At 36.8% G+C, this 22,106-nt stretch carries 21 protein-coding genes; 18 read left to right on the top strand and 3 right to left on the bottom strand.

Annotated elements, in window-relative coordinates; genetic code table 11:
• The first annotated feature begins 8 nt into the window (after positions 1 to 8).
• The 15 genes from ACORJQ_RS11655 (at position 9) to ACORJQ_RS11585 (ending at position 14,165) form a co-directional block, all read left to right on the top strand.
• Positions 9 to 668, top strand: coding sequence for an acetyltransferase (locus ACORJQ_RS11655; protein WP_321324724.1), 660 nt, complete (start codon positions 9 to 11; stop codon positions 666 to 668).
• A 1-nt stretch (position 669) separates the two neighbouring features.
• On the top strand, positions 670 to 1,611 hold the full coding sequence (locus tag ACORJQ_RS11650) for a glycoside hydrolase family protein (protein WP_321324723.1): 942 nt from the start codon (positions 670 to 672) through the stop codon (positions 1,609 to 1,611).
• Positions 1,604 to 2,647: a hypothetical protein gene (locus ACORJQ_RS11645; protein WP_321324721.1), complete on the top strand. Its 1,044-nt coding sequence runs from the start codon at positions 1,604 to 1,606 to the stop codon at positions 2,645 to 2,647. The genes ACORJQ_RS11650 and ACORJQ_RS11645 overlap by 8 nt, the downstream gene beginning before the upstream one ends.
• 120 nt (positions 2,648 to 2,767) lie before the next feature.
• On the top strand, positions 2,768 to 3,010 hold the full coding sequence (locus ACORJQ_RS11640) for a hypothetical protein (RefSeq protein WP_321324719.1): 243 nt from the start codon (positions 2,768 to 2,770) through the stop codon (positions 3,008 to 3,010).
• A gap of 521 nt (positions 3,011 to 3,531) precedes the next feature.
• A complete protein-coding gene (locus ACORJQ_RS11635) occupies positions 3,532 to 4,830 on the top strand; it encodes a flippase (RefSeq protein ID WP_321324717.1) in 1,299 nt (432 codons plus the stop codon).
• Positions 4,821 to 5,744: a glycosyltransferase family 2 protein gene (locus ACORJQ_RS11630; protein ID WP_321324714.1), complete on the top strand. Its 924-nt coding sequence runs from the start codon at positions 4,821 to 4,823 to the stop codon at positions 5,742 to 5,744. Before ACORJQ_RS11635 ends, ACORJQ_RS11630 begins: the two co-directional genes overlap by 10 nt.
• Positions 5,741 to 6,715 (top strand): sulfotransferase family protein, encoded by a 975-nt coding sequence (locus tag ACORJQ_RS11625; protein WP_321324713.1) that lies wholly within the window; start codon positions 5,741 to 5,743, stop codon positions 6,713 to 6,715. The genes ACORJQ_RS11630 and ACORJQ_RS11625 overlap by 4 nt, the downstream gene beginning before the upstream one ends.
• Positions 6,716 to 6,760: 45 nt before the next feature.
• Positions 6,761 to 7,573 carry a glycosyltransferase family 2 protein gene (locus ACORJQ_RS11620; protein WP_321324712.1) on the top strand — a complete coding sequence of 271 codons (813 nt, stop codon included), beginning with the start codon at positions 6,761 to 6,763 and terminating at the stop codon, positions 7,571 to 7,573.
• A complete protein-coding gene (locus tag ACORJQ_RS11615) occupies positions 7,574 to 8,344 on the top strand; it encodes a glycosyltransferase family 2 protein (RefSeq protein WP_321324710.1) in 771 nt (256 codons plus the stop codon). It abuts the gene before it with no gap.
• A 517-nt stretch (positions 8,345 to 8,861) separates the two neighbouring features.
• On the top strand, positions 8,862 to 9,125 hold the full coding sequence (locus tag ACORJQ_RS11610; RefSeq protein WP_321324709.1) for a Txe/YoeB family addiction module toxin: 264 nt from the start codon (positions 8,862 to 8,864) through the stop codon (positions 9,123 to 9,125).
• Positions 9,126 to 9,225: 100 nt separating this feature from the next.
• Complete coding sequence (locus ACORJQ_RS11605; protein WP_321324707.1) at positions 9,226 to 10,248, top strand: NAD-dependent epimerase/dehydratase family protein; 1,023 nt, start codon at positions 9,226 to 9,228, stop codon at positions 10,246 to 10,248.
• Complete coding sequence (locus ACORJQ_RS11600; RefSeq protein ID WP_321324705.1) at positions 10,249 to 10,809, top strand: sugar transferase; 561 nt, start codon at positions 10,249 to 10,251, stop codon at positions 10,807 to 10,809.
• On the top strand, positions 10,809 to 12,686 hold the full coding sequence (locus tag ACORJQ_RS11595; protein WP_321324703.1) for a polysaccharide biosynthesis protein: 1,878 nt from the start codon (positions 10,809 to 10,811) through the stop codon (positions 12,684 to 12,686). The genes ACORJQ_RS11600 and ACORJQ_RS11595 overlap by 1 nt, the downstream gene beginning before the upstream one ends.
• A gap of 158 nt (positions 12,687 to 12,844) precedes the next feature.
• Positions 12,845 to 13,117, top strand: coding sequence for a ComEA family DNA-binding protein (locus ACORJQ_RS11590; RefSeq protein WP_321324701.1), 273 nt, complete (start codon positions 12,845 to 12,847; stop codon positions 13,115 to 13,117).
• Between the two features lie 25 nt (positions 13,118 to 13,142).
• On the top strand, positions 13,143 to 14,165 hold the full coding sequence (locus tag ACORJQ_RS11585; RefSeq protein ID WP_321324699.1) for a DNA ligase: 1,023 nt from the start codon (positions 13,143 to 13,145) through the stop codon (positions 14,163 to 14,165).
• A 91-nt stretch (positions 14,166 to 14,256) separates the two neighbouring features.
• On the opposite strand, the gene ACORJQ_RS11580 is transcribed toward ACORJQ_RS11585, so the two are convergent.
• Positions 14,257 to 15,438 carry a pyridoxal phosphate-dependent aminotransferase gene (locus tag ACORJQ_RS11580; RefSeq protein ID WP_321324697.1) on the bottom strand — a complete coding sequence of 394 codons (1,182 nt, stop codon included), beginning with the start codon at positions 15,436 to 15,438 and terminating at the stop codon, positions 14,257 to 14,259.
• Between the two features lie 110 nt (positions 15,439 to 15,548).
• Here ACORJQ_RS11580 and uvrB point away from each other — a divergent pair, with 110 nt between their 5' ends.
• The 3 genes from uvrB (at position 15,549) to ACORJQ_RS11565 (ending at position 19,614) form a co-directional block, all read left to right on the top strand.
• On the top strand, positions 15,549 to 17,579 hold the full coding sequence (gene uvrB / locus ACORJQ_RS11575; RefSeq protein WP_321324695.1) for an excinuclease ABC subunit UvrB: 2,031 nt from the start codon (positions 15,549 to 15,551) through the stop codon (positions 17,577 to 17,579).
• Between the two features lie 108 nt (positions 17,580 to 17,687).
• Complete coding sequence (locus ACORJQ_RS11570) at positions 17,688 to 18,503, top strand: L,D-transpeptidase Cds6 family protein (RefSeq protein ID WP_321324693.1); 816 nt, start codon at positions 17,688 to 17,690, stop codon at positions 18,501 to 18,503.
• Positions 18,490 to 19,614, top strand: a complete 1,125-nt coding sequence (locus tag ACORJQ_RS11565) for a L,D-transpeptidase family protein (protein ID WP_321324692.1) — start codon at positions 18,490 to 18,492, stop codon at positions 19,612 to 19,614. The genes ACORJQ_RS11570 and ACORJQ_RS11565 overlap by 14 nt, the downstream gene beginning before the upstream one ends.
• Positions 19,615 to 19,747: 133 nt before the next feature.
• Here the strand turns inward: ACORJQ_RS11565 and ACORJQ_RS11560 are convergent, their stop codons facing one another.
• The gene (locus tag ACORJQ_RS11560; RefSeq protein WP_321324690.1) at positions 19,748 to 20,719 is read right to left on the bottom strand and encodes a DUF2817 domain-containing protein; all 972 of its coding nucleotides are present in this window, start codon (positions 20,717 to 20,719) and stop codon (positions 19,748 to 19,750) included.
• 150 nt (positions 20,720 to 20,869) lie between these two features.
• A complete protein-coding gene (locus ACORJQ_RS11555) occupies positions 20,870 to 22,027 on the bottom strand; it encodes a PilT/PilU family type 4a pilus ATPase (protein WP_420719583.1) in 1,158 nt (385 codons plus the stop codon).
• Between the last annotated feature and the right edge of the window lie 79 nt (positions 22,028 to 22,106).

Below are 22,106 nucleotides of genomic sequence, written 5' to 3'. Positions count from 1 at the left end.
GAGGGTGTGTGGCTAAAGTAATTATCTTTGGGATAGGGCAGATAGCTGAGATTGCCCACTTCTACCTAGAAAATGACAGTGTGCATGATGTTGTAGGGTTTACGGTAGATGCAGCATTTATGAGCGAGGATTCTTTTTCTGGGTTGCCAGTTGTAGCCTATGAGGACATTATTGAGAATTATCCTCCGGACGAATATTCACTTTTTATTCCAATAAGTTATGCAAAAGTAAATAAAGCACGCAAAGAAAAATTTTTAGACGCGAAGTCTAAAGGCTATAGCCTGGTTAGTTATATCAGCTCAAAGGCAACATACTATGGAACACCTGTAGGGGAAAATTGTTTTATTTTTGAAAACAATGTAATTCAGCCGTTTACTAAGATTGGTGATAATTGTATTTTGTGGAGTGGGAATCATATAGGGCATCATTCAAAGATTGAAGATCACTGTTTTATTGCCTCCCATGCAGTTATTTCGGGCAGTGTAACTTTAGGTAGTCTTAGCTTTGTTGGAGTTAATGCAACGATTAGGGACAATGTTCAAATTGGCGAAGAGAATGTGATTGGTGCAGGGTCTTTGATTTTAAGTAATACAGAGGATAGGGCTGTTTTTTCACCTAGTGAAACAGAGAAGTCTCGGGTTCCTAGTAATAGATTGAGAGGGATATAAATTGAATTGGTTAAAACAAGGTAAAGTATTTTGTGCAAATGGTGAGAGTTCAAAGATGTTTTCACATGCTCAAATTCCATTTATATATAAATCAGGAGATGGAGCCGTTCAAAGAATTTATTTTTCAGCGAGAGATGAAGACGGAAAGACTTATCCATTTTATTTAGATTATGATTTTGATTCAAGACGTGTTGTGTATGTAGAAAAGACTCCATTACTAGAGCACGGTGCGCTTGGCACTTTTGATGATAGTGGTATTATGCCGTCAAGTATAGTGGAGGTGGGTGAAAGTCTATACATGTACTATATCGCATGGAATCCTCAAGTAACCGTTTCATATAGATTGTCAATTGGATTGGCAATAAGTGTTGATAGGGGGAGAACTTTTAAGAAGTATTCAGAGGGTCCTTTACTTGATAGGGGACTTGATGAAATATATTTTAATACCGCTCCATGCGTTATCAGAGATGAAGAAATATTTAAAATGTGGTATGTATCGTGTACGGGGTGGACTATTGTTGAAGGTAAACCTGAACCCTTGTATTTGATACGGTATGCAGAATCTATTGATGGAATCCACTGGAGTAAAACAACGGCACCTGTAATTGACTATAAATTTGAAGGGGAGGCTATTGGGCGACCTTGGGTCGTAAAAGAAAATGGTTTGTATCATATGTGGTATTCAACTCGAGGTAGTATTAACTATCGTTCAAAAGATGGGGAACACTACACTATAGGCTATGCGATATCTCAAGATGGCATAAACTGGACGAGAGATGATGAAAAAGAAGGTATTTCTACATCTGAAGAAGGCTGGGATTCAGAAATGATTGAATATTGCTCAATAACAAGGCTTTCCGATGATAAGTTTGTGATGTTGTATAACGGAAACTCTTTTGGTGCTAGTGGTTTCGGAATTGCAGTAAGGAGTAATTGTGCTTAATTATTTACATATAGGAATGCCTAAAAATCTATCATCAACATTGCAAGAGTATTATTTTTCAAAACACCAAGATATATATCATTTAGGAGTCGGCAATGGCTCCTTAATCGACTATATCGACGATGACATTAATGTACTGTTTGAAAACTACTTACTTTATTCAAGAGATTATGAATATTCTATAAGCGAGCAGAAGTTCAGAGGTATTATTAAAAAGCATAAAGATAAGGCCACAAAGAATGGCTCCGTGGCTTTTGGTGCTTCATTAGAATTACTTTCTTTTACCTTTACACCAGATATGATTGATATAACAACTAAGGCAAGACGCTTGAGGTTGTTGTTTGGTGATGATACAAAGATACTAATGGTTATTAGAAATCAAGCAGATCTAATAAAGTCGATGTATAGAGAATTCATAAAGATAGGATATCCAGGCACTTATAGGGAATATATTGACTATCTGTTTTTATATAAAAGCAGAAGCTTCTTTTATGATTTTAGTTATAAAAATTTATATCAAGTGTTTGCACAAGAATTTGGTTCGAAAAATATTGAAATAATTATTGCTGAAGAAATAAGAGATGAAACAGGGGCGCTTTGTACGAAGGATGGCTACCCTGAACTCTTAAGTAAATTGGACTCAATTTTGAAGGTAAAGCCTAGAATAAAAGATTTGGGCCATAGTAACGCACCTTTAACTTCTTCGGAACTATATCATAAACAACATCTAAACAAGAAATACCCTCATGATTTGGGGGGTTCTATGTTTGAATTTGCAGATAATCATCGTTTGAATAAATATTTTTCTAAATTTAGACATGTTCAAGTTGCAGATTCGTTTTTTGATATTAGGATAAAGAGGTTGCTCACTACAAAAGCTCAGCAATTAGCTAAATTAAATCCTGTAAAAATTTCTTATGATGCCGATTTGGTTTATTTGAAAGAAATGAAGATATTTTATGAATCTGAAAATGCTGATTTTTCTAAAATGGTAGGACTAGATTTGCCTAAACAATATTATAATTTAGAGTTATGATTCTATAAATGAGTAGTCTTCGCAAAAATATTCTGCCAATTATTTAGGCCAATCATATGTTGTTATGTATTGGTATTGTCATTACCCCACTGTATTTACAATACCTAAACGGAGAAGCTTATGGTTGAGTCGGTTTTGAATTTATTGGATTTAGGTTTGAGTCCAATGCTTGGACGGCAGGTTGCTTATACAGGGGGTCAAGTCAATGACTATGGTTTTTTACGCCCGTTGAAAAGTTTTGAAGTCATTTTCTTTGGCTTGACTCTCCTGGTTGTTGCGGTTATTTATTTCGTGAGTGGATTGCACAAATTTGGATTAAATCTGAAACAATCCCCCGACTTTGTGGCCGAGATCATTAACTGATAGAATGCGGCCATTTTGAGGTCGATATGCGTAAAGAGCGGATTCAATTTCCAGTGTAGAGTAATCTGCATAAATAGGCCTTTAAGGATAGGGTTAGGCTGTTGAGCGGTGTGAGTGATGGCTGTTTCCCCACAATAACGGTGTAAACTAGCCCTAAAACATTTGAGTGCCTTCTGGTCCGGCTTGATGAATGGAGAAGTGGCAAGTGTAGAAAAAACTCCATTGAAGAATTCTGGGGATTTAATAATGGGGAACAAGTTCTGTTGCAGTATATTGAATTTTAAGAAAAATATAGGAACTTTAACTATTTCAACACGAAAACATTAAAACAAATATAGAAGATGAAATAAAGAAAATATTTAGTTTTTTTGGTCTTCCTTGTTCAGAACAAACAAAAAAAACTAATCGAGTCTTAAAGTAAAAACGTGATATTTAAATGGAAAATAATTTAGATGTTGAGGTTCAGAAAGTAATCAGATTCGAATGTAAAACGTCCTTAGAAAGGTTTTAGATGAATAATAGTGACAAATAATAAGATCCTTAAAAATTTAATTTGGCTTTTTTTTGATAAAGGCATAAGGATATTTGGTGGTCTATTTATAGGTATTTGGATCGCAAGGTATCTAGGGCCAAGTGATTTTGGGGTATTGAACTACGCTTTGGCATATACGGCGTTTTTTTTGCTTTTTGTAAAGCTAGGGCTTGACCAAATTATAGTAAGAGAAATTGTTAGAAAACCAAAGCTCACAAGCTACTTTCTGGGTACTGCTTTTGGTCTTAAGTTGATTGGGTCTGTTGTCTCCATATTTAGTATATATGTGTCGCTTTTTTTTGTTGAGGCTGATTCAACTACAAAAATAGTTATATTTATCATTAGTGCCGGGTTTGTTTTTCAGTCGCTTGATGTGATAGATTATTTTTATCAGTCTAAAGTCCTCTCAAAGTATGTTGTTATAGCTAGAAACAGTGCTTTTATATTAAGTAGCTTGCTAAATGTTTATTTATTGGTTTATGAGTATGATGTGATTTATTTCGCCTTGGCAAACACCATAAATTTGGCACTTTCCGGAGCTTTTTTAGTATTTGTTTATAAAAAAACAGGTGGGAGCATACGCAAGTGGAGATTTAGTAAGAAAATAGCCATAAGGCTTTTGAAATTTTCTTGGCCGTTAGCTTTAAGTGTATTTCTTATATCTATTCATATGAAAATAGACCAAGTTATGATAGGAAATATGCTAGATACTGAGCAAGTAGGAATATATAGTGTCGCAGTAAGACTTGCTGAGTTTTGGATATTTATCCCCGCTATTTTGGTAAGTACTCTGATGCCATATTTTGTCAATTTACGCGAGACAAGTAGCGAGTCATATCATCGTAGATTAATACAACTTTATTCGCTGATGTTCTGGATGGGTGTAGCTGTCGGACTGGTTACTATAATATTTGGAGAGGATATTATACAGCTTCTTTTTGGTGAGGATTATATTGGAGCTTATGGGGCTTTAGTCTTTAATATATGGAATGGCATCTTTATATCTCAGGCATTAGCTCGAGGGATATGGATGGTAAGCGAAGATTTACAAAAATATAGATTGTATAACAATATTATTGCAGTGATATTAAATGTAACTGTAAACATATTGCTTATACCAACGCTAGGTATCACAGGGGCAGCCATAGCAACTCTTTCTGCCCAAGCCTTGAGTACATGGGTATTTTCGTTTCTCTGGCGGCCACTTCGAACTAGTACATGGGCGATGATAAGATCAGTGAATCCAATATATTTGTTGAATTTTAAAAAGGGGGAGGGGTGGAATTAGTACCGATTGGAATAAGTACATATAGTAGGCTTAACCATTTAAAGCAAACTATAAAAGCTCTACAGGGAAACACTTTAGCAAAGGAAAGTGAGCTGTATGTTTTTTCTGATGCTCCCAAGCCAGGAGACGAAGAAAAAGTATTGGCGGTGCGTAGTTACCTGAAAGAGATTGATGGATTTAAGTCGGTTCATGTGTTTGAGCGGGATACGAATGATCGTATTGTTAATAACCGCTCTGGCATGGACGATGTCCTTAGAATTTGTGGAAAAATGATTTTTCTAGAAGAGGATATTGTCACGGCTCCAGGTTTTTTACGGTTCATGAATGATGCTCTTGATTTTTATGAGAATGATGAAGAAATATTAAGTATTACGGGATATTGTCCGCCTATAAGAATAATAAATACATACAATAAGGATTTTTTTGTGTTGCCACGAAATTGTGCTTGGGGGATGGGGCTGTATCGAAGAACGCTCGATGTGATTAATAGACCCATTGATAAAGCTGAATTTGAACGAGTATCAAAACAGAAAAGAATGTATGTTGCAGGCAGTGATGTAATGCGGATGGTACAGCAAGAGGTTGTAGGCTCATTGCAAGCAGGCGATGTAAGGTGTATGTATCATCAGTTGTTGAACTCTCAGTATACCGTTTACCCTCGCTACTCTCTTGTTCAAAATATTGGTCATGATGGAAGTGGTGAACATTGTGGAAGAAGTAGTAAATTTCATCATATGAAGTTATGGGGCAAGACTGAGGGTTTTGTATTTGAAAAAAAACCTAAAGTAAACGAACAAATTAGAAAGGCAAATTTTAAGTTCAGAAGTGGTAGTTTAAAAAGTCAGTTCACCGAGCTTTCTAGAAAGGCTGGTATCTATCCTATGCTCAAATCATTAAAAGATAAAATTAAATGAAATCCCCTATATTTCTATTCTCTTTACCTCGTTCTGGTTCAACGCTATTACAACGTGTATTAATGTCTCACTCGGAAATTGCAAGTGTAGCAGAACCTTGGATAATGCTCCCGTTTAGTTATGCCTATAAACCAAATGGGGTGTTAACGGAATATAGCCATAATGTATCCTTTTCAGCTATAGAAGACTTTATTGATAACCTGCCGAATAAGGAGGGCGATTATTATGAAGCTGTCGGAGAATTTGCAAGTACTCTTTATAGAAAACAGTGCAAAAATAATGAACTTTACTTTCTAGATAAAACACCAAGATATTATTTGATTATTCCTGAGATATTAAAAGTGTTTCCTGATGCTAAATTCATTTTTTTATTTCGTAACCCTATTCATGTAATGAGTTCAATGATGCAGACATGGAGTAATGGTGGCTTCAATAAAATGTATGCATATGATACGGATTTAAACGAGGGGCCTAAATTATTGTCAGAAGGTTATCAAGTGTTAGGAGGTAATGCATTTGGTATTCAGTATGAAAAATTTGTAGAAGATCCGACTTTTTATACGAGTGAAATTTGTAAATATTTAGATTTAAGTTTTGAAGAAGAGATGCTAAAAGATTTTTCTATTCAAAATACGGGTGGTCGAATGGGGGATCCTACAGGTGTTAAAGTCTATAACACGGTTAGCAAAGATTCCCTACAGAAATGGAAAATTACATTTTCAACAAGATTAAGAAGAAAAATTGCATTTGATTATTTATCGAGTATTGATGAGAGTGTCTTAAAAATTCAGGGTTATACAAAACTGGAATTATTGGACGAGGTTGAAAAGATTAATATTAAATGTAAGTTGAAGTTATCGATAGTGGATGGTATTCATCTATTGTATTTGTTTCTAGTTAGAAAGCTTAAAGCAAATATCTTTTTTGCTAAAAAACTAAAGTCATGGACAAGAACAAAATATTTGTCTTAGTTTAAACTTGAATTAGGAAGTTAATTCAATAAGGTAAGCGTGAAAGTGAAATTTACAATTATTACTCCAGTCTTTAATGGAGAGAAATTATTAACTGAGACTATAGAATCCATTAAAAACCAATCCTATCACAATATTGAATACATTATTATTGACGGCGGTTCTACTGATGGAACTATTGATTTAATAAAAAAATATCCGCAAACAGTTAATTATTTTATCTCTGAAAAAGATAATGGAATGTATGATGCCTTAGCCAAGGGGCTAGAGTTGGCTACTGGTGATATTATTGGTTATCTAAATGCTGGTGATCTTTTGTATGAAAATGCTTTAGAAGTTGTTTCAGATGTTATGTCAAAAAATAATGTGGACTGGCTAACGGGTTATAGAAGTGTTTGTAATGACCATAATATTATTACAAGAGTTGAACTTCCTTTTCGTTATAAACGCGGATTGGTTTCAAAAGGAGTATACGGGAAATTACTACCTTACATACAACAGGAATCAACCTTTTGGTCAAGGGAGTTGAACTCAACAATAAATTTAGCAAAGTTACGGCAGTTAAAGCTTGCAGGTGATTATTTCCTTTGGTTCAGCTTTTCTAAACGTGCAACTTTAGAAATAGTTAAATCTCCTCTAGGAATTTTTAAAGTCCATGAGGGACAACAGTCTGAACATATAAATGATTATTGGAATGAATTAAGTGGTTTTGTCGATAGAAAGAGTATATTTACTTGTTTTGAAGTGATTTACGAATTATTCTTTTGGGGGTTGGATGCGAATTTAAGGAGTAAGTTCTTTAAAAATATATGGTTTTATGACTTGAAAAAAAAGAATTGGACATTAGGTAAACGCTAAATGAAGCCCCCCAAAATATCAATTATTACAGTTTGTTTTAATTCTTCTCGTTTTATAAAGTCAGCACTCGAATCTGTATTGAACCAATCATATCCTCATATTGAATATATTATCATTGATGGGGCCTCTACTGACCAAACGATTTCAATCATAAACGAGTATAGGGGAGCTGTTTCTCATATTATTTCCGAACCAGATAAGGGGATATATGATGCGATGAATAAAGGTTTGGCTTTGGCTTCGGGGGATGTGATTGGGATTTTAAACTCGGATGACTTTTATCCAAACTCCTTCGTTATTTCAGATGTAGTGGAAGCTTTTGAAGCGAATCCAGATGTTGATATGGTTTTAGGGAATGTGGATTTTGTTCATCCCTATAATTTAGACTGGCCAGTAAGGTTTTATTCTTCGTTTCATTTTAAACCGTGGAAAATGCGTTTTGGATTTATGCCTGCACATCCAGGGGCATTTATAAAACGTTCGGCTTATGAAAAAGTAGGGCTTTATAAGTTAGGATATCAAATCGGCGCGGATTTTGAATGGTTTGTACGTGCGTTTTTAGTACATAAGTCGTTGTATGTTAAGTTGAATAAAACACTTGTGCGAATGCGTGAAGGAGGGGTAAGTACTTCTGGGGTGAAAAGTTACTGGGTGTCGTCTAAGGAGCAAGTTCGTGCATTAAGAGTAAATGGTATTTACTCAAATATGCTTGTTATCCTGACTCGCTTGCCGATTAAGTTCATCCATAAAGTATTTCGCAAATGTAAGTGATGATTTTAGTGACAGGTAAAGTGGGGCATATTGTAGCGGGTGGCGGGTTTACAGGGGGTTGAGTTAGATTGCTACATCGCGCTGACACTCTTCGCAATGACAATATAGCGACATTACTCAAATTCCTACGCCGTTTCCAGCTTCATTGGATAATCTTTAGTTTTCGTCTCTACAGCCGAGTTCTTTGTGTCGCGGAAAAGTCTCTTAATAGTACTTGCTAGGTATACGTTACAGCGTACAATTTGTTTTATTTATTTAAGGAGTTTAAAGATGACTTCACTTAATTCAACAGTAGCACGTACAAATTTCTATGGATTGATTGCCCAGGTAAACGAATCTCATAAACCTATTACAATAACAGGCAAAAAGGGCAAGCAGTGCTTATTTCTGAAGACGATTGGAGTTCCATTAATGAAACTTTGTTTTTGTTGAATATGCCTGGGATGCGTGAATCGATTGTTGAAGGGTGTAAACACGCCTGCGAATGAACGTGTTACTGAGTTAGATTGGTAAACGCATGGCTTGGAATCTGGTTTATACCAAGCAAGAATTAAAAGATGCAAAAAAATTGAATGCGAGCGGGTTAAAGCCTAAAACGAAAGCACTTCTTTATTTAATTCAAGCAGCTCCTTTTATTTCTCCGTCACGCTACGAAAAATTGGTAGGTGACTTAAATGGTACCTATTCAAGGCGCATTAATATCCAGCACCGTATTGTTTACCAGGTAATAGAGCAAGACAAAGTAATCAAAATTATTCGTCTTTGGAGTCATTATGAATAGCCATTGTCTATTTAGAGTTATTTGTGCCGTGCGAAGATATCTAACGACTTCGTGTTCTGCAGTAATCTCTTACGAAAAGTTAATCTATTAAGGTATTTTAATGAAGGTATTTTTGACAGGTTCAACAGGCTTTGTGGGTACGACATTGTTGCAGCGATTTGTAGCGGATGGGATTGAAGCTGTGGCTTTGGTTCGCAATGGATCGGTTGGTTTGCCAGATGGGGTTGAGTCAGTGGTGGGGGATTTGAATTCATTGGTTGTTGCGGATAGATTGCCACGTCGCTCCGCTTCTCGCAATGACGGTGATAACGTGAATTTCTGTGCTTCACTCGAATTGATGTTAGAGAATATTGATGTGATTGCGCATGCCGCTGCGCGGGCGCATATTATGCGTGAGGCTGCGGAAGATCCTTTGGCGGAGTATCGTAAAGTAAACCGAGATGCGACTTTAGCTTTGGCTCGCTTGGCGGCAGAATCTGGTGTTAAGCGTTTTGTTTTTTTAAGCTCAATTGGTGTTCATGGTAATAGCAATGTTAAGCCGTTTACAGAACAAGATGAGCCCGCTCCTCATGACTTATATGCGATATCTAAATTAGAGGCTGAGCATGGCTTGTTGGATATTGCTAAAGAAACAGGCATGGAGGTGGTGATTGTTCGCCCTCCATTGGTTTATGCTCCTAATGCCCCTGGTAATTTTGGCAGTTTGGTTAAATGGGTTAAAAAAGGTGTTCCTCTACCTTTTGGTTCTATTCATAACCAACGCTCCTTAGTGGCATTAGATAACTTGGTGGATTTTATTGCTTTGTGTGCGGATAGAGAAAAATCACCAAAAGCGGCGAATCAGATTTTTTTGATTTCTGATGGTGAGGATGTTTCTACTACTCAGTTATTAAAAAAAGTGGCTAAAGCGTTTAACAAAAAAGCAATGTTACTTCCTATACCTGTTGGCATAATGACTTTTATGGCAAAGTTATTAGGTAAAGGCGATGTGGCTAATCGACTGTTTGGTTCTTTGCAGGTGGATAGCTCTAAAGCTCGTGATCTACTTGGCTGGAAGCCTGTCACGTCGATGGATGAGCAATTAAAGAAAACCGCTCAAGCTTACATAAGTGAAAAGAAATAAATGAAAAGAATTTTTGATATTTTTTTGGCTCTCATTGCCTTTAGCCTGTTAATTGTTCCCGCTGTGATTGTGGCATTATTGGTTAAACTGACTTCAAAAGGGCCTGTTTTATATTGGTCTGATCGGGTTGGTATAAATAATACAATTTTTAAAATGCCTAAGTTTCGTAGTATGAAAATTGATACTCCTGCCGTAGCGACCCATCTTTTACAAGATCCTAAAAGTGTATTGACTCCAATTGGTAACTTTTTACGTAAATCGAGTTTAGATGAGTTGCCACAACTTTGGTGTATTTTAAAAGGTGATATGAGTTTTGTGGGGCCACGCCCAGCGTTGTTTAATCAAGATGATTTAATAGAATTAAGAACTCAGCAAGGTGTGCATGAATTAATTCCTGGGTTAACAGGTTGGGCACAGGTTAATGGTCGTGATGAATTGCCGATTCCTGAAAAAGTCGCTTTAGATGTTGAATATATGTCTAAGCAAGGTTTTTGGTTTGATATTTATATTATTTGGCTTACTTTTTTAAAAGTCGTTAAGCGTGATGGAGTTTCACACTAATGTTTAGTTTTGATTGGTTAATTCCATTACCGCGTTGGCAAAAAAGAGTGATTTCTGTAGCAACGGATTTTGTTAGCCTTATTTTGATCTCTTTAATAGCGGTGTGGTTACGTTTAGGCACAATAGATTTGCCACACCAATTTGCTTTGGCTATTGTTGTTTTGCCTTTTTTAGCCTTGCCAGTTTTTATTCGATTAGGGCTTTATCGAGCTGTTGTTCGTTACATTACACACCGTTTTGTCTTTACTGTATTCACTGCGGTATCGTTAAGTTTTTTGATTTGGTCAACGGCGATTTTAATGTTGGATTTAGCTTACCCGCGTTCTGCGTTAATTATTGCTTGGTTAATGGCCATATTGTATATAACGGGTTCTCGTCTAATCATTAGATGGTTCTTGCTCAGATTAAATGGCGAAAGTGAGCAATCTGAATCCATTGTGATTTTTGGTGCAGGTGATGCTGGTCGTCAATTAATGCAGGCTCTTTCTGGAATTGCCCATAAAAAAGTGGTGGCTTTTATTGATGATGATAAGAGTTTATACCAGCAAAAAATTGGTGCTATTAAGGTCTATCAACGTACGGATTTACAAGAATTAATTAATCGTTTTCAAGTTAAAGAGATATTGCTTGCTACGCCGGGTATGAACTCTAAACAGCGTAAAGTGGTATTAAATTGGTTGGCTCCATTTCCTATTAAAGTGTCTACGCTTCCAAGTATGGAAGAAATTGTTGATGGAACCGTCTCTTTTTCTGATGTTAGAGAAGTGAGCATTGAAGACCTTTTAGGTAGAGATGCCGTGCCGGCACAAGACAACTTATTAAGCCAATGTATTACCGATAAAGTCGTTATGGTAACAGGGGGCGGTGGTTCAATTGGTTCAGAGCTTTGTCGACAAATTATTCGACACAAACCACAAAAGTTAATTATTTTTGAGTTGAGTGAATTTGCTTTGTATTCAATTCAGCAGGAGCTGAATCAACTCAATGCTATAGCTAATCAACGGATAGAGTTAATCACGATATTAGGCGATATTAAAAATAAGGCTAAGTTAGAAAGCTTGGTTAAACAATACCAAGTTGAAACGATTTATCATGCGGCCGCTTATAAACATGTGCCATTGGTTGAGCATAATATTGCTGAAGGTATATACAACAATAGTTTTGGTACCTTAACCGTAGCAGAAGTGGCGGCAGAAAATAGTGTTAAAAACTTTGTCTTGGTCTCTACCGATAAAGCGGTACGTCCCACCAATTTTATGGGAGCAAGTAAACGTTTGGCAGAGCTAAGTTTGCAGGCTTTACAAGATGAATATCCACATACACGTTTTGTGATGGTGAGATTTGGTAATGTTTTAGGGTCTTCTGGCTCAGTTATTCCGTTGTTTAAACAACAAATTGCCAATGGTGGTCCTGTAACGGTGACTCATAAAGAGATTACTCGTTATTTTATGACGATTCCTGAAGCGGCTTCATTAGTCATTCAGGCTGGTTCAATGGGTGTTGGTGGCGATGTGTTTGTTTTAGATATGGGTGAGCCAGTCAAAATAGCAGATCTAGCTGAAAAGTTGATTAAACTTTCTGGACTTGAAATTATAGATTCTGAAGGGCATGGCGATATTGAGATTCAATACACCGGCCTGCGTCCTGGTGAGAAGTTGTTTGAAGAGTTATTGATTGGTGAAAATGTCGATGGTACCGATCATCCTAGAATTATGAAAGCACATGAGGATTATATTGATTATCAGGCTTTAAAACTGGAATTGGATTTAATCTCTAAGCTTCTAGTAAATCATGAGTATAGCAGCGTGTCTAAAAAGTTAGAGCAGCTGGTTTCTGGGTTTAAACACACGTCAGGAATTGTGGATTATATTCAGTAGTAGGTTTCTTTATATGCTTACATGGGTGTAAAAAATACTTAAATTATAATTTGGTTATGTTATTCTCTTTTTTAGCCTCTGTTTTATCAATGTTTTAGTTGTGTTTGTAAACATGGGCTTATGTAAGTTTTTATTTAAAAACATTGGAGAATATTAAAATGATTAAGAATTTAACGTCAGCTTTTGTATTAACGTTTTTATCTCTAGCGAGCTTTGCCACGTTTGCATCGCCTGTTAATGTCAATAAAGCCTCACCAGAGGAGATCTCTTCTGCACTTTCTGGTATTGGGCCTTCTAAAGCTAAGGCTATTTCTGAATACTGCAAAAAATCAAAATGTACTAAACCAGAAGATTTATTGACTGTAAAAGGGATTGGTGAAAAAACATTGGCTAAAATTTCTGCTGATGTAAGATTTAAAGATAGTAAATAAAGACAATAAATCGAGACGAACACAGATGTCTTTGTTTACAATGCTTGCAAAGAATAATAACTCTACAGGCCTGGTAAAATTGCCAGGCTTTTTTGTTTTTGGACTTTTAATTTTGTTCAGTTTTATTTTTATCTCTCAGCCTGCAAAAGCCCAAGATAAAGCCGAAGATAAAACCGAGCCACAAGATAAACTCGTTAATTCCACCGCTCCCAATTTAATGCTTTTAAAAACATATCAGCCTAATCAGGATATAACGGGTTGGCTAATGAGTGAAAAGTTGGACGGTGTGCGTGCTTATTGGGATGGTAAACATCTCATTAGTCGTCAAGGTAATGTTTTTAATACACCAAAGTGGTTTATCCAAAATTTTCCGCCTTTTGAGTTGGATGGTGAGCTTTGGTTGGCGAGAGGTAGGTTTCAAGAAGCGGTGTCGATTGTTCGTCAACAAACGCCAGATAATCGCTGGAAGCAGATTACTTATAATATTTTTGAAGTACCCAATCAACAGGGTGGTTTGTTGAAAAGATTATCGATACTTAAAGGCTTTTTAAAACACACGCCAAATTCCTTTATTAAAATCATAGAGCAGAAACACATTCAGTCTAATCAAGATGTAGAGCAAAAGCTTAAGCAAATATTGGCATTAGGTGGCGAAGGCTTAGTTGTGAGAAATCCAACCACGGCATACAAAACAGGGCGTTTATCAACCGCCTTAAAAATTAAACAAAAGCAAGATGCGGAATGCATTGTGAAATCTTACACAAAAGGACTTGGTAAATTTACAGGCCTGGTAGGAGCAATTCAGTGTGAATTAATTCCAGAGCAGGTAATAAGACTATTTCCTAAGTTGAATACGTTGAATACAAAAAAGCTACCAATCATTAAAGTGGGTAGCGGTTTAAGTAATTATCAAAGGTTACATCCACCCAAAATTGGCAGTGTGATTACTTTTCAGTATATGGGGTTAACACAAAAAGGCTTGCCACGTTTTCCTGTATTTTTAAGAGTACGGAACGGTTATAAAGATGATAAAGCGGATAGAGACTAGAGTTTTAAATTAAACAGGCCTGGTAAATCAATAAATTACCAGGCCTGTAAAAGTGTAAAGTCGTGTTGAGAAATAAATTTAATATTTTAAACTAAGAGTTCATAAATGCTTCAACACGATCAATGGCATTAATTAAGTTTTCCATGCTAGTAGCAAATGAGAAACGCATATGTTTATCAGCACCAAATGCTGAACCGGGAACTGCGGCGACTAATTGTTGTTCAAGAATGGCTTCAACAAATTCCGCATCCGTTTCATAACCTTTCATCTCCATCGCCTTAGAGATATCCATAAACGCATAAAATGCTCCGTCTGCATGAATACATTCGAAACCAGGCAAAGAATTAATGCGCTCAACCACATATAAGTGACGTTTTTTAAACTCAACCAACATCGTTTGAATGCACTCTTGTGAACCATTTAAGGCTTCTACCGCGGCAGCTTGAGAAATTGAACAAGGGTTAGATGTACTTTGCGATTGTACCTTACGCATACCAGTAATAAGGTCAGCTGGACCAGCAGCATAGCCAATTCGCCAGCCTGTCATTGAATACGCTTTAGAAACACCGTTCATTACAACTGTTCTGTCATATAGCTCTGGGCAAACTTCTAAGATATTCGTAAATTTGGCATCACTTAGCATGATGTGCTCGTACATGTCATCAGAAGCAATAATGATATTAGGATGTTTAACTAACACATCACCAATCGCTTTAAGCTCGTCAGCAGTATAAACCGCTCCTGTTGGGTTAGATGGGCTATTTAAAACAAGCATTTTTGTTTTAGAAGTAATTGCAGTTTCTAACTGAGCTGCGGTAATTTTAAAGCCTTGTTCAATACCCGCTTCAATAATAATTGGCTCTCCACCTGCTAGCAATGCCATATCAGGATAAGAAACCCAATAAGGCGCGGGAATAATGACTTCATCACCATCATTTAACAGAGCTTGGCAAAGATTATAAAAACTTTGTTTACCACCTGAAGAGACCAGGATTTGATTCATTTGGTAGTCTAGCCCGTTATCACGTTTAAACTTGGCAATGATCGCTTCTTTTAAATCTGCGGTTCCATCGACTGCGGTATAACGCGTTTGACCATTTTGGATAGCTGCAATCCCCGCGGCTTTGATGTGATCGGGTGTATCAAAGTCTGGTTCACCGGCACCCAGGCTAATAATATCTTTCCCAGCACGCTTTAATTCTTGGGATTTGGCAGTGATTACAAGCGTAAGTGAGGGTTTTACACGATTTACACGGTCAGATAAGATGGCCATTGATTGAATTTCTCCACAGGTGGTTGAGCGGGTATAATAGTGGGCTAATTACCCAAAAGTTGTTACTCTCCATTCTACTGGATTTTATAGGTGTTTTTAAAGGAAAAAATGTGTCAAAAGCGTTTCAATTAGTTTCACAGTATGAACCCAATGGTGACCAACCAACTGCCATTGCACAATTGGTTGAAGGAATCCAGGATGGAGAGGCCTATCAAACCCTTTTAGGAGTTACTGGTTCGGGTAAAACATTTACGATAGCAAACGTTATTAAAACCGTGCAAAGACCCACCATTATTCTGGCACATAACAAAACGCTAGCAGCCCAGTTGTATGGTGAAATGAAAGGGTTTTTTCCTAATAACGCGGTAGAGTATTTTGTCTCATACTATGATTATTATCAGCCAGAGGCTTATGTTCCTGCATCCGATACCTATATCTCAAAAGATTCATCTGTTAATGAACAGATAGAACAATTGCGTTTATCAGCCACTAAAGCGTTATTAGAACGTGAAGATGTGATTCTGATTGCCACCGTTTCTGCAATTTACGGTTTGGGTGATCCTGAAATGTATCTCAAGATGATATTACAGCTTCGTTTGGGAGATAAAATTACTCAACGTGATATTTTGACCCGCTTAACGTCTATGCAATACAACCGCAATGATATTGAACTATGGCGTGGTAACTTTAGAGTGCGTGGCGATGTTATTGATATTTTTCCAGCTGAAGCGGAAGAATATGCCGTACGAATAGAATTGTTTGATGATGAAGTTGAGAGTATTTCTTGGTTTGATCCCTTAACCGGAGAGGTGTTAACTCGTCCAACTCGGGTAACGGTTTATCCAAAATCGCACTATGTTACGCCAAAAGAACGTGTTCTTGAAATGGTTGAAAAAGTTAAGGTTGAGTTGAAAGAACGTCTTGAAGAGCTTCGTTCAATGAATAAATTAGTTGAAGCTCAACGTTTAGAAGAGAGAACTAAACTTGATATTGAGATGATGGTTGAACTTGGCTATTGCACGGGGATTGAAAACTATTCACGATATTTATCGGGCAGAGAAGCAGGGCAACCGCCACCAACTTTAATGGACTATTTTCCAAAGAATTCATTACTGATTATTGATGAAAGTCATGTGACCATTCCGCAAATTGGCGGTATGTATAAAGGTGATCGTTCAAGAAAAGAGAACTTGGTGGGATATGGTTTCCGCTTACCATCCGCTTTAGACAATCGCCCCATGATGTTTGAAGAGTTTGAACGTGCTATGCCGCAAAGTATTTTTGTTTCTGCCACGCCAGGTAAATACGAAGCCGAACACTGTTCTACTATGGTAGAGCAAGTTGTACGACCAACTGGTTTATTAGACCCAATTATTGAAGTAAGGCCTGCTAGCACTCAGGTGGATGATTTATTGGGTGAAATTAAGTGGCGTGCTGATTTAGGGCAAAGAATTTTGGTCACAACCTTAACCAAACGCATGGCCGAAAACCTAACCGAATACTTTGAGGATCATAATGTTCGCGTGCGTTATATGCACTCAGATATTGATACCGTTGAACGTATTGAGATTATTCGTGATTTACGTTTGGGTGAATTTGATGTCTTAATTGGGATTAACTTACTGCGAGAAGGTTTGGATATTCCTGAAGTAGCGTTAGTGGCCATTTTGGATGCCGATAAAGAAGGTTTTTTACGTTCCGAACGTTCATTGATTCAGACTATTGGTCGTGCAGCTCGAAATGTTGAAGGTAAAGCTATTTTGTACGCCGATAAAATCACCAAGTCCATGAAAACGGCTATTGATGAAACAGAGCGCCGCAGAGCCAAACAGATTGAATATAACTTAGAACGTGGAATTACGCCAAGAGGTCTCAATAAAAAAGTTAGCGATATTTTAGAAGATTCACCTTATGCGGCTAAATCAACCAGGCCTGGTAAATCTCAAAAAGTAGCTGAAGAAAATGCTGAATATACTCCGCAAAAAAGGCTTTCTCCTGCAGAACAGGCGTCGCGAATTAAAAAACTAGAAAAACAAATGTATAAAGCGGCTAAAGAGCTAGATTTTGAAATGGCGGCAAAATTACGTGATGAGGTAAAAACATTAAAAACAAATATGGTTGGTATCGGTGATTTACGCTAAAATACTACGTCTTTTTTAAAATTTAAAACATAGTTTAAATTGGTTTTTATGCATCAAATACACACACATACAGCTTTTACAATTAAAAAGGTTTTGCAGCTCTGTATTATGGCTGTTGGTTTATTAGTCGTTAGTTTGTCGGTATCGGCCAATGATGCAGATAAAAAACGTTTAGCGGAGCAAGCTGAACAGTTTCAGCAAGGTTTAACTTTGGCACAAAAAGGCTCTTTTGAGCAAGCCTTAAAAATTTGGAATACACTTGATGAATCAGGTGAATTAGTGCCAGAATTAAAACGTGCTATAGAAAATAATATTGCCGTTATTTACATGAAACAAAACCAATATGAAAATGCAAAAAAACGATTAGATTCCGCACTTCAGGCAGACCCTCAAGTTGCCATTACCTTAGATAATCTTAATCAAATTTATGCATACGATGCTCAAAAAGCGTATCAAAAAATCTTTAAAGATACGCCTGTTAATCAACCCAAAACAAAATGGTTATATTTTGATGTTAAGCAGGCTAGCCTGCCAACAGATAATGTCATTACTGATGTTAAAAATGCAGATTCAGTACGTTTGGTTAAAAAATCTATTGAACAGTGGCGTCAAGCTTGGGTAAGTCAAGATGTAAAGTCATACTTGTCATTTTATGATAAAGCCAATTTTATTCCCAAAGATGGCATGAGATATTCTACTTGGGAAAAAAGTCGTTACCGTAGTTTACAAAACCCTAAATTTATTAAAATCTTTTTAGATGATATTCAAATAACACCAATTTCAGATAAGATGATTCGTACCCGCTTTTTACAAAGATATCATTCAGACCGTTTTAAAGATGATGTTTATAAAGTATTGCTTTGGAATAAAAAAGACGGAGTTTGGAAGATTGTTCAAGAGGTTGTAATGTATGACCAAAAATAAGAACCCATCAATGCCATTATTGCCGCGAGCAAAGTTTAAAAAATCATTGGTCGCTATAACTGTGGGCATGAGTCTCTCTGTTGCATCAGGTGTGTTTAATAATGCTATGGCTGATGAAGTTATTAAAGCGGAACAAAAGCTACTAGCTAGCTTAAATGATATTCATAATTTGCAGCTTGATAATGCGTTATCTAATATCTCTGAGCTTGAAAAAGAACATCCAAAATATAAGCTAGCCCAATTAATAAAAGCAGATTTATTGGCCGCTAAAACTGGTCAAACTGGCCTGCAAAAACAGATTTATGATAAATACCCAAATTCAATTGAGCGTTTACTTTCAGAGGCTGAAGTACGTTGGCAGTTTTCTAAAGAAAGCCTTAAGAATACGGCAAACTTTGATGATTTTGTTTTAAAAACAGCTCATCAAAAAAATATTGTACTAGTGTCTTTAGAGGAAAGTCGTTTATATCTTTTTGAACGAAATAGTAAAGGTAAGATGGAACGTGTTGCCGACTATTACGTCACAATGGGTCGTAAAGGTAGTGGCAAGCAAAAAGAGGGCGATATGAGAACGCCTGTTGGTGTATATCATATAGTTGATCTATTACCTGACTCTTCTTTGCCTGATTTATATGGTGTAGGTGCTCTACCACTTAATTATCCAAATGATTGGGATAAAAAGCACGGTAAAACAGGCTCTGGTATTTGGTTACATGGTGTACCAAGTGATACTTATATTCGTGCCCCTAGAGCAAGCCGTGGTTGTGTTGTTTTAAACAACACCGCTATGAAGCGTTTACTTGCAGATTATCAGCTCCCATATTCTACCCCAGTACTTATTGTTGACCGTAAACATACCAACTCTGGTTTTGTAGAGAGCAAACAAAAACTATTGCAAGATGTAAAAGGTTGGTTAGCTGATAATCAATATTTAGTAAATTGGCAAGATGTTAGTGTTTATCGTTATCCGGATGAAGAGAATCTTTTTTACATTACCTTTCCAGGAACTGAAAAAAATACATTGGTACAACAGTATTGGAAACGAGATGCAGAGGGAGATTGGAGAGTTGTAGTACAGTCTAAAAATAGTATTCAGGTTGCTACCAAATAAGATTAAAGTAATTATCGTAGTCAATAAAAAGCCCAGTTAGAAGTCTTAAAAAGATAGCTAACTGGGCTTTTTTATTTGTATTAATTTTTTACTTTGAAGGTATCAGTAACTTACCTTTATTGTCTTAAATGTCTCAATTCTGTGTCATGCCTTTTGGTACTGGGTTGGTTTTGTTATATGCCTGCTGAACCGTTTTGTCATCTAGACCTTGGATTTTAGTCATAGTCCATTTTTCAACATCTTGCCACATAGTAAAAATCTCTTTTTGACTAGGCATTGAACCCGCAGAACGTAGCTCTAAGGTTAACACAGGTATATTTAAATATTCCCCTGCATAACGACCTAATGATCCAGGATAAGTTCCTAATTCCCTGTGTTTTAAACCACCAATTTTATTGGGTACGGCATGATCTGGCCCGTCATAATCCAATAGGCCGTATGGAGCATGAATAGAGATAATGGCATCCGGCTTAAATTCTTGAATGGTTCTAACTAACCATTGAGTTTCTGGTTCGGAATTAGCGGCTGGTCCAGGGTATCTTCTTTTGTTTTTCTTATAGTATTTCTTCCAATAGTCTATGGCTAATTCATCCCAATCAGGTGACGGAAAGTTTCGGTTTAAATCAACATTATCTGCATTAATTCGTGTGGCAGGATTACGAAATAACCCGTCTGGATTCACTAAAGGAAAAAATAGCCAATGTTGACGAGTCTGATCTTGATTATTGACCATATTTTGCATCCATAAATAGGTCATGCTTATAGCCGAATATTCATCTCCGTGAATACCACTAATAAATAGAATACGTCCTTTAGGAAGGTCTTTAAATTTTCTATCCGGCTTAAAGTGTCGTTCAGTTAATATCCTGCCTTGAACACTTTTGAACCCTGTTGGTTTTAAACCAAGCTCTAAACACCCTTTGTATTTAACGGTGCGGAGTTTCTTTGACAAGTCACGGCAATAGGATTTTATTGCTTGATTTGTGTTGGATTGTTTATCTATTGTTATTGGCAGTTGGCTATTGCTCTGTGTTGCCGCTGAGGCATAAAAAAAGCAGGCCTGGTAAGTGGCTAAAATAAATAGCCAAAAAGTTTTTGAAAGCATGTACATTCTTTATTAAGTTAATTGAAGCTTAAGCAACTGACCAAAAACAAATTAAAACGGCAAATGCTTTTATGGTATTTGCTGGGTTTTAACAAGTTTTTAAGCTTTTTACGGAGTTTAATTTAACGGCTCTCGCGTGTGCAAAATTTTCTAATTGTTATCTTGTTTTAAGCTAAATGAAATAGCGTCTGAAGCTAAGTCACTTTCCTCATCTTGGGGTTGTGGCAGTTTACTATTTAATTTGATATTTAGGCGTAAATCATTCATAGAATCGGCACCTCTAAGTGCGTCTTTGTAGGTAATTAAGCCATTTTCATACAGATCAAATAGAGCTTGGTCAAAGGTTTGCATTCCCAACGCACTTGAGTTTTGCATGAGTTGTTTGATTTCATTTACTTTACCGCTAAAAATCAGTTCTGCAATACGTGGAGTATTGATTAAAACTTCTACTGCAGCAATTTGGCCTCCACCGATTTTAGGAATCAATCTTTGTGATACGATTGCTTTAAGGTTAAGCGATAAATCCATCAATATATGCTGACGTTGGTCAGCAGGGAAGAAGTTAATAATTCGGTCTAAGGTTTGGTTAGTGTTGTTGGCATGCAAAGTAGATAAACACAAGTGACCCGTTTCAGAGAAAGCAATGGCGTGTTCCATGGTGTCTCGACTTCGAATCTCACCAATTAAGATAACATCGGGTGCTTGTCTTAGTGTGTTTTTAAGAGCACTGTCGTAACTGTCGGTATCTACGCCTACTTCGCGTTGAGTCACAATACTCTTTTTATGGCTGTGCATAAATTCAATTGGGTCTTCAATGGTAATGATATGACCATCTCGGGTTGAGTTTCGTACATCAACCAAACTAGCAAGAGTGGTTGATTTACCAGAACCTGTACCCCCAACGATTAACACTAAGCCGTGTTTATCCATAATGACTTCTTTCAATATGGCCGGTAAGTTTAAGTCTTCAAATTTAGGGATTTCGGTATGTACCGAACGAATGACCATGCCTGGTGTTCCACGTTGCATAAATACATTTACACGGTAGCGAGCAATCCCACTGATATGGTAGGCAAAGTTACTTTCTTGTGTGTTTTGAAAGGTTGCAAGCTGATCATGATTCATAATCTGGTAAGCTAAAGCTTGTGAAGCTTCTGCTGTCAGTCTATCTTCTGTTAGCGAAATTAACTTGCCGTCTTTTTTCATTGTCGCTGGACGACCTGCTGTAATGAACAGATCAGAGCCACCTTTTTGACTAAAAAAGACGAGCAGTTTTTGAAGTTCGGTCAAGTTTTCTTGCTGGTTCATCATTGAATACCACTTATTTGATTGTTGCTTAACATCCGTTTTTTGTGCTGCTTTTTTTTTTGGAGGTTGTCTAAACGCG

Source organism: Thiomicrorhabdus sp. (assembly GCF_963662555.1).
GTDB lineage: Bacteria > Pseudomonadota > Gammaproteobacteria > Thiomicrospirales > Thiomicrospiraceae > Thiomicrorhabdus.
Note: the sequence above shows the minus strand (reverse complement) of the source record. Positions and strands in the feature narration are given on the sequence as shown.